The following is a 15231-nucleotide window of genomic DNA, read 5'->3' as shown; positions in this document are numbered from 1 at the left end:
CTGCACGTCAGTGCGCGCCCAGCTGCCTGAGATAGGCGCAGAACATATCCGCGACCGCATCGGCATAGACGCGCATCTCGGCGGCAGTGCGCGGTTCACTGGAAAATTCGCGACCGGTGGCACCCAGCGTGGTATCGATCAGATCCACCGCCCGCTGGCGCGTGCCCGCCGAGGCCTGCGGCAGCAGCTCGGCCATGAACACGAGCATCGCTTCGTCGGTCTCGCTGCGTGCTTCCTGCGCTTCCGGCGCATCACGGTACAGCGGCGCGGCATCGTTCAACGCGCCACGGGTCTGCGCTTCTTCGCATTCCGACACGATGAAGGCATGCACCAACGTGCGCAGGCGCTGCAGGTGCGGTTGTCGTGTGTCCTGCAGGATGTCGCGCAGCATCGCGCCGGTCTGCTGCCACTCGTCGCGCTGCAGGCGGAACAGGATTGCCGCCTTGTTGGGAAAGTACTGGTACAGCGAACCGACGCTGACGCCGGCGCGTTCGGCCACCCGCGCGGTGGTGAACCGGGGGGCGCCTTCGTGCTTCAGAACCTGAGCAGCGGCTTCGAGAATGGCCGCGACCAAGTCGTTCGATCGTGACTGGCGAGGCTGTTTTCTCGAGGAAATCTGCGGCGGACGACGTTCCGACATGGGGCTTTTCCAATGCGAATAGGCGGAACCGGGGATCGTCCGTATTCTTGATTGCGACGAATCATTCGCATTCTAACCCCGTCATCGCAAGGAACACCCGCCATGTCCACCCTGATCTCCGCCCCGGTCGCGCCCCTGCTGGCACGCCTGTTTACCGAAGCCGACAGCGCGCTCAGCCCGGCCTTGACCTCCGTCTCCCCCGAAGAGCGGCAGCGCCTGCTGGGTAGCCGCACCGAGTACCGGCGCCTGTATGGCGAGCTGCTGAAGGACCTGTGGCTGCCGGTGTCGCCGGACACCGGCAGCCTGCTGTACCTGCTGGCGCGCAGCAGTGGCGCGCGCAGCATCGTTGAGTTCGGGACGTCGTTCGGCATCTCCAGCATCCATCTGGCTGCGGCGTTGCGTGACAACGGCGGCGGCCGCCTGATCACCACCGAGTTCGAGCCGGAGAAGGCGCGCCGTGCCGCCGGCCACCTGCGTGAAGCGGGCCTGGACGATCTGGTCGAGATCCGCGTGGGCGACGCACTGGAGACCCTGGCGGTGGACCTGCCCGATACGATCGACTTGGTGCTGCTCGATGGTGCCAAGGTGCTGTACGACGATGTGCTGGAGCTGCTGCACGAGCGGCTGCGCCCGGGCGCAGTGGTGATCGCCGACAACGCCGATGACAGCCCGCGCTACCAGCAGCGCATGCGCTCGGGCAATGCAGGCTATCTGTCCGTGCCCTTCGCCGACGATGTGGAGCTGTCGATGCGGCTGGCCTGAAGGCCGCTCAGGCCAGCTGCCGGAACTGCTCCGGTGGCAGGGCCCGTGCATACAGATAACCCTGGCCCACATCCACCCCCAGCGCACGCAGCAGCTGCTCCTGCGCCGGGGTCTCGGTGCCTTCGGCAACGACGATGGCACCGCAGCGGTGGGCTACTTCCACGATGAAGCGGACGATGGACTGCGACTTGGCATCGGACAGCGTGGCGATCAATGCCCGCTCGATCTTGACCTCGGCCACCGACAGCTGCGACAGCAGGATCAGGGTCGAATAGCCGGCGCCGAAGTCGTCCAGTGACAGGCTCATGCCAGCGGCCAGCAGAACGACGACGTTGGCATCGACGACGTCGCGCTCGACGATTTCGGTCCATTCGACGATCTCCAGCCGCAGCATCGCGCCGGGTATGCGTTGCTGCTCCAGCAAGGTGCACAGGCGTGCGCCGAAACCGGGTTGGCGCAGCGATTCGGCGGACACGTTCACTGCGATCGTCAGCGTATGCCCATCATCCCTGCAGTGGCCAAGGAAGGCGGTGGCTGCCTGCAGCGTGGCCCATTCCAGTTCGGCCAAGCGTCCGCGACGGCGCAGCAGCGAAACCACCCGCATCGGTGCAATCAGGTGGCCATCGCCATCGCGCATCCGCAGCAGCGCCTCGGCGCCGACCAGATGGCGGTCCTGCAGGCGGAACTTGGGCTGGTAGTACAGTGGTGCATCGGCGTGCTGCAGCCAGTGGTCCAGCGCGGTCTCGATCAGGGCATCCACTTCGCTGTCGCGCTGGATCGGATCATCGAAGAACACAACACCGGACTCGATCGCGTTCAAGGCCAGGGTGACCGCGCGGAACGGGATGGAGCTGTCGTCCTGCGTGGGCGGCTGCAGCTCGACCACCGCGCAGCGGAACACCGGGCGGAAGCCCGGCCAGTCATCGCCGATCACCGTGGACAGGCGGTCGGCCAACGCAGGCAGCCCGGTATCCGCGCGGAGATCGGCAAGGCTTGCGTCCGGCAGCAGGATCGCCAGCGCGCTGTCACCGAACTGATAGATCTCCATCGCATCGGTCGGTCGCGCATGCAGCAGGGTGCGGCGCACGGCCTCGGCGTTGTGCGGGTTCCACAGGCCGCTGTCATTGAGCGGGCCATAGCGCAGCAGCAGGTCCTGCAGGTTGCCCATCTCGGTCACGATCAGGCACGCATTGCCGCGGTCGTCGCTGCTGCGCCAATGACGCTGCAGACGCTCGTCGAGGGCGCGCAGGTTGGGCAGGCCGCTCACCGGGTCGATGCGCATCCACGCATGTTCGCGTTGGCGCTGGGCATCGATCTGCGCATCGTTGTAGACCAGCGCGAATACGGCCACCAGCACCAGCAGTGATACCGGCAGGGCCAGCACGCGCTGGGTGGCCAGTTCCAGCAGGGGCAGCTGCGCGCTGCCGATGATCGCCACGCCCAACACCAGCCCGATCAAGGTCACCGCGATGCGCACCGCCCAGGCCTGCAGGATCAACCGCAGCGAGAAGTGGGTGAGCATGCGCGGGTATATCCGCCCGCGCAGCCAGACGCCTGCCAGCACCTGCAGCGCCGCTTCCAGGCTGGCGGGCAGGAAATACTGCGTGCCGGAGAACTGGTAGCGCGCCAGCAGGCTGGCCAGCAGGCAGGTCACGCCGCCGCGCCAGCCGCCCAGCAGACCGCTGATCAGCAGGATGTCGATGCCGAGGTTGAGCTTGACCACGCCCTGCGCGTAGCCGGCCACGAACCATGAATTGAACAGGTAGATCAGGCCGAGGATCGCGCCGATGTAGACGCGGCGTCCTTCGATGGCATGGCCGCCGCGGCGGGTGGCGATCAGGAACACGCCGATCATGCCGATCACCGCAGTGGCCTGCAGCAGGTACAGCGGCAGGCTGGGCAGGGCGCTGTCCAGAACCCGGGTCGAGAGCCTCGATAGCGCATCGATAGCCATAGCCGGTCCTGTGTGCGGCCAACTGCCAGTAGACGCAGAGTAAACCACGGCCGCGTGTACGGCCAAACCGGGGCTGCCAGTGTGTGCTGAGCGCTGGTCTAGTAACGCGGATCGGCGATGGCGGGCAGCACCAGTTCGCGCACGAAGCTGGACGGTGACAGCTGCAGCAGGGCGCGCACCATCGACACCACGTCGTGCACCGGCACGTACTCGCCATTGCCGCGCGCGGCCGCCTGCTGCAGCGGCACCGACAGTGCATCTTCGGTATTGAGGTAGCCCAGCTGCAGCGTCGTCACGGCCAGTCGCTGCTGGCGGAAACCTTCGCGCAGGGCATCGGCAATCCCGTTGAGCGCGAACTTGGACGCGCCGAAGGCCACCTCGGGGCGGCCACTGCGTGGCAGCGCCGAGGTCGAGCCGGTCAACACCAGTTGCGGGCGGCGCCCGCCGAGCACGCGCGGCAGCAGCTGCTTGAGCAGCAGCAGGGTGGCGGTGATGTTGACGTCCACCAGCTGCGCCAGCGCGCTGTCACTTTCGTTGAGGAAATCGTAGTCGTTACTGAATGCGGTCTCCTCCCAGATGCCAAGGTTATGGATGAGCACATCGAGATCCGGCGGCGCCTGCGCCGCGATGCTGGCGGCGGCCCGTGCTGGCTGGCTCAGGTCTGCTTCTATCCAGTGCAGGTCGACGCCCTCGCTGCAGTCCAGCTGCGTGGGGCGTGTGCGCGATACGCCGATGACGGTATCGCCGGGCCGGCAGAGGCCTTCCACGAAGGCGCGGCCGAGGCCTTTGCTGGCGCCGATGACCATGAGTTTCATGCAGTGTCCTTTGCTGTCAGGTGTCCGCTTCGGAGAGAATCCAGGCTGTGACCGGGGCCGGAGCGGTGGGGATGGAAGCAGGATCGAGCGATGGCGGTGTAATGCCCTTGCCGTCGCAGTGGCGCAGCGCGCTGCGCGATGCAGATATCGAGATGCAGGGCATCGGCGTGTCGCGCGCCGATGTGGCGCGGGTGCGACGTCAAGGGTTGCCGGATGCGTTCCTGAAATCGGAAGTGATCGATGCCTTCAGCGAACTGGAGGGCGAAATCCTGCGTCTGCGTTGGCTGCGGGCACAGGGACAGCCGGTGCCTACCGTGTTGGACACAGCGGAGGAGGGCGGCCGGCGTTGGCTGCTGATGAGCGCGTTGCCCGGCCATGACCTGGCATCGTCGCCGACGCTGGCGCCCGCCCAGGTGGTCGTGCTGCTGGCTGACGCGCTGCGCGCCCTGCATGTGCTGCCGGTTGCCGGTTGCCCGTTCGATCATCGCCTTGCATCGCGCTTGCCGGAGGTCGCTGCGCGCGTTGCCGCAGGGTTGATCGATGCGGATGATTTCGACGATGAGCGCCTGGGCCAGAGCGCCGAGCAGGTGCATGCCGAGCTGATCGCAACGTGTCCGGCGGATGAGGATCTGGTGGTAGCGCACGGCGATGCATGCCTGCCGAATCTGATGGCGGTCGACGGCCGCTTCAGCGGTTTCATCGATTGTGGCCGGCTGGGTGTGGCTGATCGTTGCCAGGACCTGGCGTTGGCCGCACGCAGCCTGGTCCACAACTATGACGACACCCGCTGGGTTGCACCCTTGCTGGCCCGCTATGGCATGGGTGCCGATGAACGCCGACTCGCGTTCTACCGCCTGCTGGACGAGTTCTTCTAGGTGCATGCAGGGTCCGCAGTTGCAGCAGGGCGCGGCAGGATCGGTCCTCAACAGCGGTTGAGGTCAAGCGCGACGGCCTGAATGGTGACTGGCCGACGGCTTGGATCTGGCTTTTAAATGGACGAACGTTCGTTCATTGTTTGCCGCATGAACCGCACCGACCGCAATGAGCAACGCGCTTCGCAGATCCTGCAGGCGGCCCTGCAGTGCTTTCTGTCCCAGGGCTTCCACCAGACCAGCATGCGCGACATCGCGCAGGCGGCCGGGGTGAGCCTGGGCAATCTCTACAACCACTTTCCCGGCAAGGAGGCGCTGATCCTGGCGACGGCCGAGGCCGAACAGGACGAACTGCAGCCGTTGCTGCAGCGGTTGGCGGGATGCAATGGCGAACGTGCGCAGGTGCAGGGGTTCCTGCGGGACTTCCACACCCTGTGCCGGCAGCCGCAATGGGCGCTGCTGAGCGTGGAAGTGCTGGCCGAGAGCGCGCGTAGTCCGGCGGTGGCGGCGGCATTCGCTGGCAACCGCGCGCAGTTGCAGCGTGGTCTTGCCGAGGCTTTGCAGGAGGTCGCACGTCGTGAGCGCCGCCGGCCCGTGCTGGCGCCCGCGCTGCAGGCGCAGGTGCTGCTGGATGCGATCGAGAGCGCTGCGCTGCGGCAGGGATTGGGTGAGGCGAGCGATGCCGATATCGACGTGCTTGATCCCGCTCTGCTGGCAGCTCTGCTCGGGGCGCGTGCGTGAGCACTGACGATCGGCGGCTGCATGGGCTGGACCTGGCGCGCTACCTCGCTCTGGCCGGCATGGTGCTGGTCAACTTCCGCCTGGCGATGGCCGTCGAGACCGACGGCGGCGGCTGGCTTGCTGGATTCTTCCACCTGCTGGAAGGCAAGGCTTCGGCGACCTTCGTGACGCTGGCCGGGGTGGGCCTGATGCTGGCCACGCAGCGACTGGCGTGGTGGCAGGCAAGCGTGCAGACCTGGCGGCGGGCCGTGTTCCTGGCCGTGCTCGGCCTGCTCAACCTGACCGTGTTTCCTGCCGATATCCTGCATTACTACGCGGTGTACTTCGCGCTGGCGGTGCTGTGGCTGCGCGCGTCGCCCCGTGTTCTGCTGGGCAGCATGGTGGCTCTGGCGATGGTCGCGTTCTGGGCCCTGCTGCGCTGGGACTACAGCCAGGGCTGGAACTGGCAGACGCTGGCTTACGAGGGGCTGTGGCACTGGCCGGGTGCGATGCGCAACCTGCTGTTCAATGGCTTCCATCCGGTGTTGCCGTGGCTGTGCTTTTTCCTGCTGGGCATGCTGCTGGCGCGGCTGCCGCTGTCGCAACCCCGGGTGCAGCGTGCCTTGCTGCTGCTCGGCCTGCTGCTGATGGGGGCCGGCCAGGTGTTGCAGCAGTGGGGCCACGGCACGGTGTGGCAGGTGTGGCTGGCGACGCAGCCGATGCCGCCCGGTCCGGCCTATCTGCTGACCGGCGCAGGCGCGGCGTGTGCACTGATCGCGGCATGCCTGTGGCTGGTGCGGCTGCATCCTGGCGATTGGCTGGAACCGTTCACTGCGGCCGGACGGATGACGCTGAGCCTGTACGTGGCGCACATCCTGATCGGCATGGGTGTGCTGGAATCGCTTGGACTGCTTGATGGCAGTGCCAGCCTGTCGTGGGTGCTGATGGCCGCGTTGTTGTTCGTGATGCTGGCGACCGCGGCGGCCTGGTTGTGGTCGTGGCAGTTCGCGCGCGGTCCGTTGGAAGCGGTCATGCGACGCATCGCCGGCTAGTTCTTTTGTCGCAGGAGAGCGATGTTGTGACCAGTTTGCCTGTGCGGATGCAAGGCCATCTGCGATAGTAGGTGTCGTCACCAAAGCACGCCTGCATCCATGTCATTCGCTTCGGCGCAGCAGATCGTTGAAGTCCTGCAGCAGTCCTACGACATCAACGCGACGGCGGTGGTGCCGCGTCCGGTGGGCGCCGACGCCAATGCGTGCGTGTTCCGCATCGATGCCCGCCACGACCATTGGTGGTTGAAGTGCCGCAACTTCCAGGTGGCACCCGCGGTGTGGGACAGCCTGCATTGGCTGCGTGGCACCTTGGGCATCGAAGAGATTGTTGCGCCGTGGCCGGCATTGACCGGCGGCGCATCGGTGCAGCGCTGGGGCCTGCAGTTCACGCTGTTCCCCTACATCGAAGGGCAGTCGGGCTTCGAGGCACCGCTGAGCCGTGTGCAATGGCGCCAGCTGGGCGAAGTGCTGCGTCGCCTGCATGAGGCCGAGATTCCGCCGGCGTTGCGCCAGGTCCTGCCGACGTTGCGGCTTGAAACCGCAGCGGTCGACACGGTGGGGGCGTGGTTGCGCGATCCGTCGACGCTGGCGCAGGCGCAGGATCGGTCCGGCAGTGCGTTCCTGGCGCTGTGGCAGCAGCAGCGGCCGCGCATCGCCGAACTTCACCAGCGTGCCGAAGCGCTGCATCGCCAATTGCAGGGTGAAGCACCGGCGTTGCGCCTGTGCCATACCGACCTGCACGCGGGCAACCTGCTGATGGGGCAGGACGATGCACTGCACCTGATTGACTGGGACGGACTGGCACTGGCCCCGCGCGAGCGCGACCTGATGTTTGTCGGCGCCGCAGTGGGTGGTCGCTGGGGGCGCGAGCATCCGCTGGGCTTCGCCGAAGGCTATGGCAGCGACCTGGGCGATCCGCGCTGGATTGCGTGGTATCGACACTGGCGCATCCTGCAGGACCTGATCGAATTCGAGCAGATGCTGCTGGGCCCCGGCGCGGCGCAGCGCTCGTTGCAGCAGCACCGGCAAGCACTGCATTACCTGGGCGAGCAGTTCGCGCCGGGCAATGTGTTCGATGCGGCCGAGCGCGCGTACCAGGTGCTGTAGGGGGTCCGGCCGGGCTGCGCCCGGCACCCGCGGTAGTGCCGGCCGCTGGCCGGCAACCTCAACAGCAACAGCCGAAGCAACAGCAACAGCCGGCTCTGCACTATCTGTGGGTTTGGCGGGGCGGTGTCGGATTGCGGGGACGCCGTAAACCCATCCATGGGGGCTTGGCCGCGGCATCCATGCCGCGGACACCCCGCAATCCGACACCGCCCCGCCTTCGACAATTCCCCGCTGCTGTTGGTGGGTGTCGACCTTGGTCGACGCGTAGATCCACGCCATGCGTGGATGCTCTTCGTTCAATTGTCGAAATATTCGATTTAGATGGAAATTCATCCACGCATGGCGTGGATCTACGACAGATCGCGGAAAACTGTCGAAGGCGGGGTGGGTCCGGTTGCGGGGGCGTGAGCGCCATGGATGGCGCGACCGAGCCTCCATGGACGGATTTACGGCGTCCCCCGCAACCGGACTCACCCCGCCATCCCACGGAATGCCCGCTGTTGCTGTTGCTGTTGAGGTTGCCGGCCAGCGGCCGGCACTACCGCAGGTGCCGGGCGCAGCCCGGCCGGAACCCTTACTCTGCCGGCTTGGCCGCTGCGCTCGCGGCGACGCTCGCTGCACGCCGTGAAAGCACTGCTTCGCGATGGGCGATGTAGGCGTTGGCGGCGAGGATGATGCCGGCGCCAATGATCGTCCAGCGATCCACCGTCTCTGCGAACAACAGCCAGCCACACAAGGTCACCAGCGGCAGTTGCAGGAAGCTGATCGGGGTCAACGCGGAGACTTCGCCCAGGCGCAGTGCGCGTGTCCACAGCAACTGGCCGATGGTGCCCAGCACGCCGGTGGCCAGCAGCCAGAGCCAGGCGATGCCGGTGGGCCAGACCCACACGAACAAGGCCGGTATCAGCGACAGCGGCACCCAGAACACGTAGGTGTAGAGCACCACGGTGTCGGCGCTGTCGATACGGGTGAGCTGCTTGATCTGGATCGCCACCAGCGAGCTGAGCACGGCGGCGGCCACGGCGATCAGGCTGCCGGACGTGAAGCCGGCCGTGCCCGGCCGCACGATCACCAGCACGCCGATAAAGCCGACCACCACCGCTGCCCAGCGCCGTACGCGTACCGTTTCGCCCAGCCACAGCACCGCCGCGATGGTGACGAACAACGGGGTGGAGTAGGACAGCGAAACGGCCTGTGCCAGGGGCAGGTGGCCCAACGCCCAGAACGCGCACAGCATCGAGCCCAGGCCGATCGCGCTGCGCAGGAAATAGCGCGGCAGCTGCTGGGTCTTCAACGGTGCATGGCCTGGGCGCAGCAGCATCGGCAGCAGGGCGAGCAGGCCGAAGGCATTGCGGAAGAACGCCACTTCCTGGGTCGGCACGTAGCGGGTGGCGTAGCGGATCGCCACCGCCATCAGTCCAAACGCCATGGTGCTGCCGAGCATCAGCAGCGCCGCCCGCAATGGGGTGGCGCTGGCGGGTAGGGCGGGTGTGCTCACCACTGTGCGCCGAGCAGGCGGGGCTCCGGTTCGATCGGCACGCCGAACTTCTCCAGTACCGAGGCGGAGATCCGCCGTGCCAGCGCCAGCAGTTCAGTGCCGGTGGCGTTGCCGTGGTTGACCAGCACCAGCGCGTGGCTGGGCGCAACGCCGGCATCACCTTCGCGGAAGCCCTTCCAGCCACAGGATTCGATCATCCAGGCCGCCGAGACCTTGCGGCGGTCATCACGGTCCGCCGGGAACACCGGCAGCTCGGGGAAGTGCTGCAGCAGCACCTCCACCTGTTCCAGCGGCAGCACCGGGTTCTTGAAGAAGCTGCCTGCGTTGCCCAGTACGTCGGGGTCGGGCAGCTTGCGGCGACGGATCGCGATCACCGCATTGGCCACGTCCACCGCGCTCGGCAGTTCCACGCCCTGCGCCTGCAGTTCTTCGCGGATGCCGGCGTAGCCCATGCGCAGGTCGTGCAGCAGCGGCAGTTTCAGTTCAATGGCGGTGATCAGGTAGCGGTCCGGCTGCTGCTTGAACACGCTGTCGCGGTAGGCGAAGCCACACTGTTCGTTGTCCAGCCGTACCCAGGTTTTTTCCTGGCAGTCCCAGGCCTCTACGGTCTGGATGAACTCGCCGACCTGCGCGCCATAGGCGCCGATGTTCTGGATCGGCGATGCGCCGGCGGTGCCGGGAATCAGCGCCAGGTTTTCCAGGCCGGACAGGCCTTCCTGCAGCGACCACATCACCAGCCCGTGCCAGGACACGCCGGCTCCAGCGCGGATCACGGCGTGGTCGGCACGGTGTTCGAGGAAACTGATTTCGCGGTTGCCGAACACCAGCACGGTGCCGGGCAGGTCTTCGGCGATCAGCACATTGCTGCCGCTGCCAAGCACCAGCAGCGGGCCATTGGCCACTTCCGGCAACGCCAGAACCTCCGGCAGCAGCGCGGCGTCGTGCAGTTCCAGCAACTGCGCTGCGCTGGCCTGCACGTGGAACGTGTTCAGGGCCTGCAGTGGCGCGTTGTGGGTGAGGGTCCAGCGCAGCGGTGCTGCAGCGTTGTTGGTGTCATCCATGGGCGTGCTCACAGGGGTGCCACCGCGCCGCGGCTGGGCGCCTCTCGTCGGCGGCGGATCGCCTCCACGCAGTCGGCGACCAATGCCGGGCCCTTGAAGATCAGGCCGCTGTAGCACTGCACCAGCGCCGCACCGGCGGCCATCTTGGCCACGGCGTCGGCACCGGACAGGATGCCGCCGACACCGACCAGCGGCACTGATTCGGGCAGGCGTGCACGCAGGCGGCGCAGTACCAGGGTGGACTGTTCCAGCACCGGTGCGCCGGACAGCCCGCCGGCTTCATTGGCCAGCGGATCGCCGGCAACCCGACTGTGGTCGATGGTGGTGTTGGTGGCGATCACGCCGTCCACCTGCAGTTCGCCAAGTACGCGCGCGGCGGCATCGATGTCGCGCTCGCTGAGGTCCGGGGCCACCTTCACCAGCATTGGCACGCGTCGGCCATGCTGCGCGGCCAGCGCTTCCTGGCGCTCACGCAGCTGGCTGACCAGCTGCCGCAGCGCGGTCTCTTCCTGCAGCTCGCGCAGGCCGGCCGTGTTGGGCGAGGAAATGTTGACGGTGATGTAGTCGGCCAGCGGGTACACCTTGTCCATGCAGGCGATGTAGTCATCGGCCGCCTGTTCGTTGGGGGTGTCCTTGTTCTTGCCGATGTTGATGCCGAGCAGGCCGCGCCGGTTGCGCGCGCGTTCGACGTTGCGCACCAGCGCATCCACGCCGGCGTTGTTGAAGCCCATGCGGTTGATGATCGCGTTGTGCGCAGGCAGCCGGAACAGGCGCGGCTTGGGATTGCCGGCCTGCGCTCGCGGCGTGATCGTGCCGATCTCCACGAAGCCGAAGCCCAGCGCGAACAGTGCATCGATGTGCTCGCCATTCTTGTCCAGGCCGGCAGCAAGGCCGACCGGATTGGGGAACGTCAGCCCGAACACCGTGCTGGGCATCGGCGCGATGCGTGCGGCCACCAGCGGCGTGGTGCCGGTGCGATAGGCCAGGTCCAGAGCGGACAGGCCAAGACCGTGGGCGCGTTCGGCGTCGAGCGAGAACAGGAAGGGGCGGGCAAGCGAATACATGCGTTGGTTTCAGTCCAGCGTGCCGAGGAAGGCTCGGGTTCGATATTCAAAAGCGACCTGGCCGTCGACCGCGTGGGCGGCGAACAGATCCTGCAGCGCAGCCAGCATCGGCGCGTGGCGCGGATGGCCGGGCTGCGGCGCGTAGGAAGAAGACAGCAGGCGCCCGCGCAGGGCGTCCAGGTCCAGGTGCTGCACGTTCGGCAGCTGCACCATGCCGCGCAGGCCGGAGCCGAACCAGGCCTGCATGGTGGCGTCGTCCTGGTAGCGTTCGGCCACGGCGGTGTAGTCGGTGCCGTAGTCCAGCAGCAGCTGTTCGTAGCCGACCAGGAACGGGCTGGCATCGAGCAGGCGCGAATTCCAGTAGATCAGCGCCAGGCCGCCCGGGCGCAGGATGCGCTGCCACTCGGCGCGCACGGCTACGGTGTCGAACCAGTGGAAGGCCTGCGCGGCGCCGACCAGATCAACGCTGGCATCGGCCAGCCCGGTGGCCTCGGCGCGCCCGTCGACGGCGGAGAACTGCGGATACTGCGGCGCCAGCCAGTGCTTGGCGGCGGCGCGCATCGCCGCGTTGGGTTCGACGGCGACCAGTGGATGGCCGGCGGCCAGGAACTGCCGGCTGGAGATGCCGGTGCCGGCGCCGATGTCAGCGACACGCGCGCTGGTTGCCACTGCCATGGGGCCATGCAGCCAGTCCATCAGGGCAGGCGGATAGTCCGGGCGGTAGCGGACATAGTCCGCGACGCGGCTGCTGAAGCGTTCAGTGCTGTCGGCGGAGGTCATCGTGCTTTCACCAGCGCAGTCCAGGTTTGGCGTCGGCGCCGGCGGCCACCATCGCGAAGATCAGGATGGCCACCAGGCCCACCGCAGCGAGGATGTTGAGCCAACCCATGATCAACCCGGCCAGGGCCATACCATCGCCGTCCTGTTCGCCGGCGCGGCGGCGGATCTCGGCGCGGGCCAGGTGCCCGGTGATGATGGCAACAAGGGCAGCGACACCCGGCAGCACGGTCCAACTGCAGATGCCCGCGATCAGGCTGACCACGGCCAGGGCGTTGCTCTGTCGGGGTGGCACGCTCATCGAGTCCTCCGTGGCAGTGCCGACATGATAGTGCGTCTGCCCCGGCAATCCCATGGTCCGGCCAATGCAAGGCTGCCAGGCAAGGTTGGCAACCATCGGAGCCGAGCGCGGGGTGGCTTTGGCAGGCGCCGACCTTGGTCGACGAATGCGGCGCCAACCAAGGTTGGTAGCTACCGAGGGATCGGCTAGCCCATCAGCACCTGGCCGCCATCGACATTGAGCACGTGGCCGGTGATCCAGCGCGCCAGCGGCGAGCACAGGAACAGCGCGGCATCGGCGATCTCGCGCGGCTGCCCGAAGCGGCCGAACGGAATCTTCGCCAGGGTGCCGTGGTACAGGGCGGGATCTTCGACACGACGTCGATCCCAGAGGCCATCGGCAAATTCGATCGAGCCCGGTGCGATGGCGTTGACCCGGATACGGTCCGGCGCCAGCGCCAGGGCCTGCGACGTCGTGTAGTGCGACAGCGCGGCCTTGGCCGCCGCATACGGTGCGCCGCCGGGACGCGGTTGCTGCGCGGCGATCGAGGACAGATTGAGGATGCAGGCATCGGACGAGGCACGCAGCCACGGCAGCGCAAGGCGCGATGCGCGGACCGCCGCCATCAGGTCGATCTGCAGGCTGGCGGCCCAGCCGTCTTCGTCATCGGCCATGCCGTAGCCGGTGGCGTTGTTGACCAGCACATCGATGCCGCCGAGCGCATCGGCAGCGGCCTGCAGCCAGGCGCCGATGCGGCCGAGGTCGCCCAGATCGGTGGCGAAGGTGTGCAGCTGCGTGCCCTGGGCCTGCGCATCGGCCTGCAGGGCGTCAAGCCCCGCCTGCCCGCGGGCGCAGGCCGAGACCTGCGCACCGGCGCGGGCGAAGGCCAGCGCCAGTTCGCGGCCGATGCCCTTGCTGCCACCGGCGATCAGCACCCGGCGGCCGGTGAAATCGAGGGTCGGAGCCCCTGTGGGGATCCGACCCTGAGTGGTCGGCACGGCATGGGTCGGATCCCCGGAGGGGCTCTGACCCATGTGCATGGCCGGACCGTTTGCCATCACAGGTCGAACTTGATGCCCTGGGCCAGCGGCAGCGAATCCGAATAGTTGATGGTGTTGGTCTGGCGGCGCATGTAGACCTTCCATGCATCCGAACCGGACTCGCGACCACCGCCGGTGTCCTTCTCGCCACCGAAGGCGCCACCGATTTCCGCGCCCGAGGTGCCGATGTTGACGTTGGCGATGCCGCAGTCCGAACCGGCCGCCGACAGGAAGCGCTCGGCGGTCTTCAGGTTGGTGGTGAAGATCGACGAGGACAGGCCCTGCGGCACGCCGTTCTGCATGTCGATGGCTTCGTCCAGCGTGCTGTACTTCATCACGTACAGGATCGGCGCGAAGGTCTCGTGCTGCACCACTTCATCGCTGTTCTTCAGGCCGGTGACGATGGCCGGCAGCACGAAGTTGCCGGGGCGGTCGATGCGCGTGCCGCCGGTTTCGATGGTGCCGCCGCTGGCCTTGGCCTTTTCGATGGACGCCAGGAACTGCTGCACGGCACCGTCGCTGTTGAGCGGGCCCATCAGGTTGGCCGGGTCGGTCGGATCGCCGATCTTGCCTTCCACCTGCTTGTACGCCTTGACCAGCGTGGCCAGCACGTCGTCATGGATGGATTCGTGCACGATCAGGCGGCGGGTGGTGGTGCAGCGCTGGCCGGCGGTGCCGACCGCACCGAACACGATGCCGGGAATGGCCAGCTTCAGGTCGGCGGTTTCGTCGAGGATGATCGCGTTGTTGCCGCCCAGTTCCAGCAGGCAGCGGCCAAGGCGGTGGGCGACCTTCTCGGCGACCGTGCGGCCGACCTGGGTCGAGCCGGTGAAGCTGATCAGCGGCACGCGCTTGTCGGCCACCATTTTTTCCGACAGCGCGGTACCTGCGTCGTTGATCAGGAAGAACAGGTCCGGGAAACCTGCATCGCGCAGCGCTTCATTGCAGATGCGCATCGAGGCGATGGCGGTCAGCGGGGTCTTGTTGGACGGCTTCCACAGGCAGATGTCGCCGCAGATCGTGGCCAGGAACGAGTTCCATGCCCACACCGCCACCGGGAAGTTGAACGCGCTGATGATGCCGACCAGGCCGAGCGGCTGGTACTGCTCGTACATGCGGTGGCCGGGGCGCTCGGAATGCATGGTGTAGCCGTACAGCATGCGGCTCTGGCCCACGGCGAAGTCGGCGATGTCGATCATCTCCTGCACTTCACCGTCGCCTTCAGGCTTGCTCTTGCCCATTTCCAGCGCGACCAGCGAACCCAGCGCATCCTTGTGCTTGCGCAGCGCTTCGCCGCACAGGCGCACGGCTTCACCGCGACGCGGGGCCGGCGTGGTGCGCCAGACCTTGAAGGCTTCCTGGGCGCGCGCGATGACGGTTTCGTACTCGGCTTCGGTGGTGGCGCGGACCTGCGCGATCGGCTCGCCCGTGGTCGGATTGATCGGGGTGATCAGTTCACCGCCGGTAGCGCTCGACCACTCCCCGTTGCCCAGGTAGGTGCCAGCGTTGATCGCGTCCAGACCAAGGGACTTGAGCAGCTCGGAAGACATGCAGACTCCTGTGTTTCGTTACGTTGTGTTTGGTGCCGC

The 15231-nt window shown here is 67.0% G+C and carries 15 protein-coding genes; 5 read left to right on the top strand and 10 right to left on the bottom strand.

What is annotated here, in order from left to right:
- Positions 1 to 7 precede the first annotated feature (7 nt).
- On the bottom strand, positions 8 to 640 hold the full coding sequence (locus BW38_RS11620) for a TetR family transcriptional regulator (RefSeq protein ID WP_032976106.1): 633 nt from the start codon (positions 638 to 640) through the stop codon (positions 8 to 10).
- 102 nt (positions 641 to 742) lie between these two features.
- On the opposite strand from BW38_RS11620, the gene BW38_RS11625 reads away from it, so the two are divergent.
- On the top strand, positions 743 to 1402 hold the full coding sequence (locus BW38_RS11625) for an O-methyltransferase (RefSeq protein ID WP_032976105.1): 660 nt from the start codon (positions 743 to 745) through the stop codon (positions 1400 to 1402).
- 7 nt (positions 1403 to 1409) lie between these two features.
- On the opposite strand, the gene BW38_RS11630 is transcribed toward BW38_RS11625, so the two are convergent.
- Positions 1410 to 3350 carry a bifunctional diguanylate cyclase/phosphodiesterase gene (locus tag BW38_RS11630; protein ID WP_032976162.1) on the bottom strand — a complete coding sequence of 647 codons (1941 nt, stop codon included), beginning with the start codon at positions 3348 to 3350 and terminating at the stop codon, positions 1410 to 1412.
- Positions 3351 to 3454: 104 nt separating this feature from the next.
- Positions 3455 to 4171, bottom strand: coding sequence for an SDR family oxidoreductase (locus tag BW38_RS11635; RefSeq protein ID WP_032976104.1), 717 nt, complete (start codon positions 4169 to 4171; stop codon positions 3455 to 3457).
- A gap of 71 nt (positions 4172 to 4242) precedes the next feature.
- Between BW38_RS11635 and BW38_RS11640 the strand changes: the two genes are divergently transcribed.
- From BW38_RS11640 to BW38_RS11655, 4 genes are all read left to right on the top strand, one after another.
- Positions 4243 to 5046 (top strand): APH(3')-II family aminoglycoside O-phosphotransferase, encoded by an 804-nt coding sequence (locus tag BW38_RS11640; protein ID WP_032976102.1) that lies wholly within the window; start codon positions 4243 to 4245, stop codon positions 5044 to 5046.
- A 147-nt stretch (positions 5047 to 5193) separates the two neighbouring features.
- On the top strand, positions 5194 to 5784 hold the full coding sequence (locus BW38_RS11645; RefSeq protein ID WP_032976161.1) for a TetR/AcrR family transcriptional regulator: 591 nt from the start codon (positions 5194 to 5196) through the stop codon (positions 5782 to 5784).
- On the top strand, positions 5781 to 6815 hold the full coding sequence (locus BW38_RS11650; protein WP_032976101.1) for a DUF418 domain-containing protein: 1035 nt from the start codon (positions 5781 to 5783) through the stop codon (positions 6813 to 6815). Before BW38_RS11645 ends, BW38_RS11650 begins: the two co-directional genes overlap by 4 nt.
- A 99-nt stretch (positions 6816 to 6914) precedes the next feature.
- Positions 6915 to 7922 (top strand): aminoglycoside phosphotransferase family protein, encoded by a 1008-nt coding sequence (locus BW38_RS11655; RefSeq protein ID WP_032976100.1) that lies wholly within the window; start codon positions 6915 to 6917, stop codon positions 7920 to 7922.
- Positions 7923 to 8496: 574 nt separating this feature from the next.
- Here the strand turns inward: BW38_RS11655 and BW38_RS11660 are convergent.
- From BW38_RS11660 to BW38_RS11690, 7 genes are all read right to left on the bottom strand, one after another.
- Complete coding sequence (locus BW38_RS11660; protein WP_032976099.1) at positions 8497 to 9384, bottom strand: DMT family transporter; 888 nt, start codon at positions 9382 to 9384, stop codon at positions 8497 to 8499.
- 32 nt (positions 9385 to 9416) lie between these two features.
- Positions 9417 to 10481, bottom strand: a complete 1065-nt coding sequence (gene murB, locus BW38_RS11665) for a UDP-N-acetylmuramate dehydrogenase (RefSeq protein ID WP_051584982.1) — start codon at positions 10479 to 10481, stop codon at positions 9417 to 9419.
- 8 nt (positions 10482 to 10489) lie between these two features.
- The gene (locus tag BW38_RS11670) at positions 10490 to 11545 is read right to left on the bottom strand and encodes a quinone-dependent dihydroorotate dehydrogenase (protein WP_032976098.1); all 1056 of its coding nucleotides are present in this window, start codon (positions 11543 to 11545) and stop codon (positions 10490 to 10492) included.
- 9 nt (positions 11546 to 11554) lie between these two features.
- Positions 11555 to 12325 (bottom strand): class I SAM-dependent methyltransferase, encoded by a 771-nt coding sequence (locus BW38_RS11675; RefSeq protein ID WP_032976095.1) that lies wholly within the window; start codon positions 12323 to 12325, stop codon positions 11555 to 11557.
- A gap of 7 nt (positions 12326 to 12332) precedes the next feature.
- Entirely contained in the window at positions 12333 to 12623 is a 291-nt protein-coding gene (locus tag BW38_RS11680) for a DUF4190 domain-containing protein (RefSeq protein ID WP_025874887.1), read from the bottom strand.
- Positions 12624 to 12808: 185 nt separating this feature from the next.
- Positions 12809 to 13660: an SDR family oxidoreductase gene (locus BW38_RS11685; RefSeq protein WP_032976093.1), complete on the bottom strand. Its 852-nt coding sequence runs from the start codon at positions 13658 to 13660 to the stop codon at positions 12809 to 12811.
- Positions 13660 to 15192: an aldehyde dehydrogenase family protein gene (locus BW38_RS11690; protein ID WP_032976092.1), complete on the bottom strand. Its 1533-nt coding sequence runs from the start codon at positions 15190 to 15192 to the stop codon at positions 13660 to 13662. The genes BW38_RS11685 and BW38_RS11690 overlap by 1 nt, the downstream gene beginning before the upstream one ends.
- Positions 15193 to 15231 lie beyond the last annotated feature (39 nt).

It is taken from the genome of Stenotrophomonas sp. RIT309 (assembly GCF_000632045.1).
GTDB classification, from domain to species: domain Bacteria; phylum Pseudomonadota; class Gammaproteobacteria; order Xanthomonadales; family Xanthomonadaceae; genus Stenotrophomonas; species Stenotrophomonas indicatrix.
Note: the sequence above shows the minus strand (reverse complement) of the source record. Positions and strands in the feature narration are given on the sequence as shown.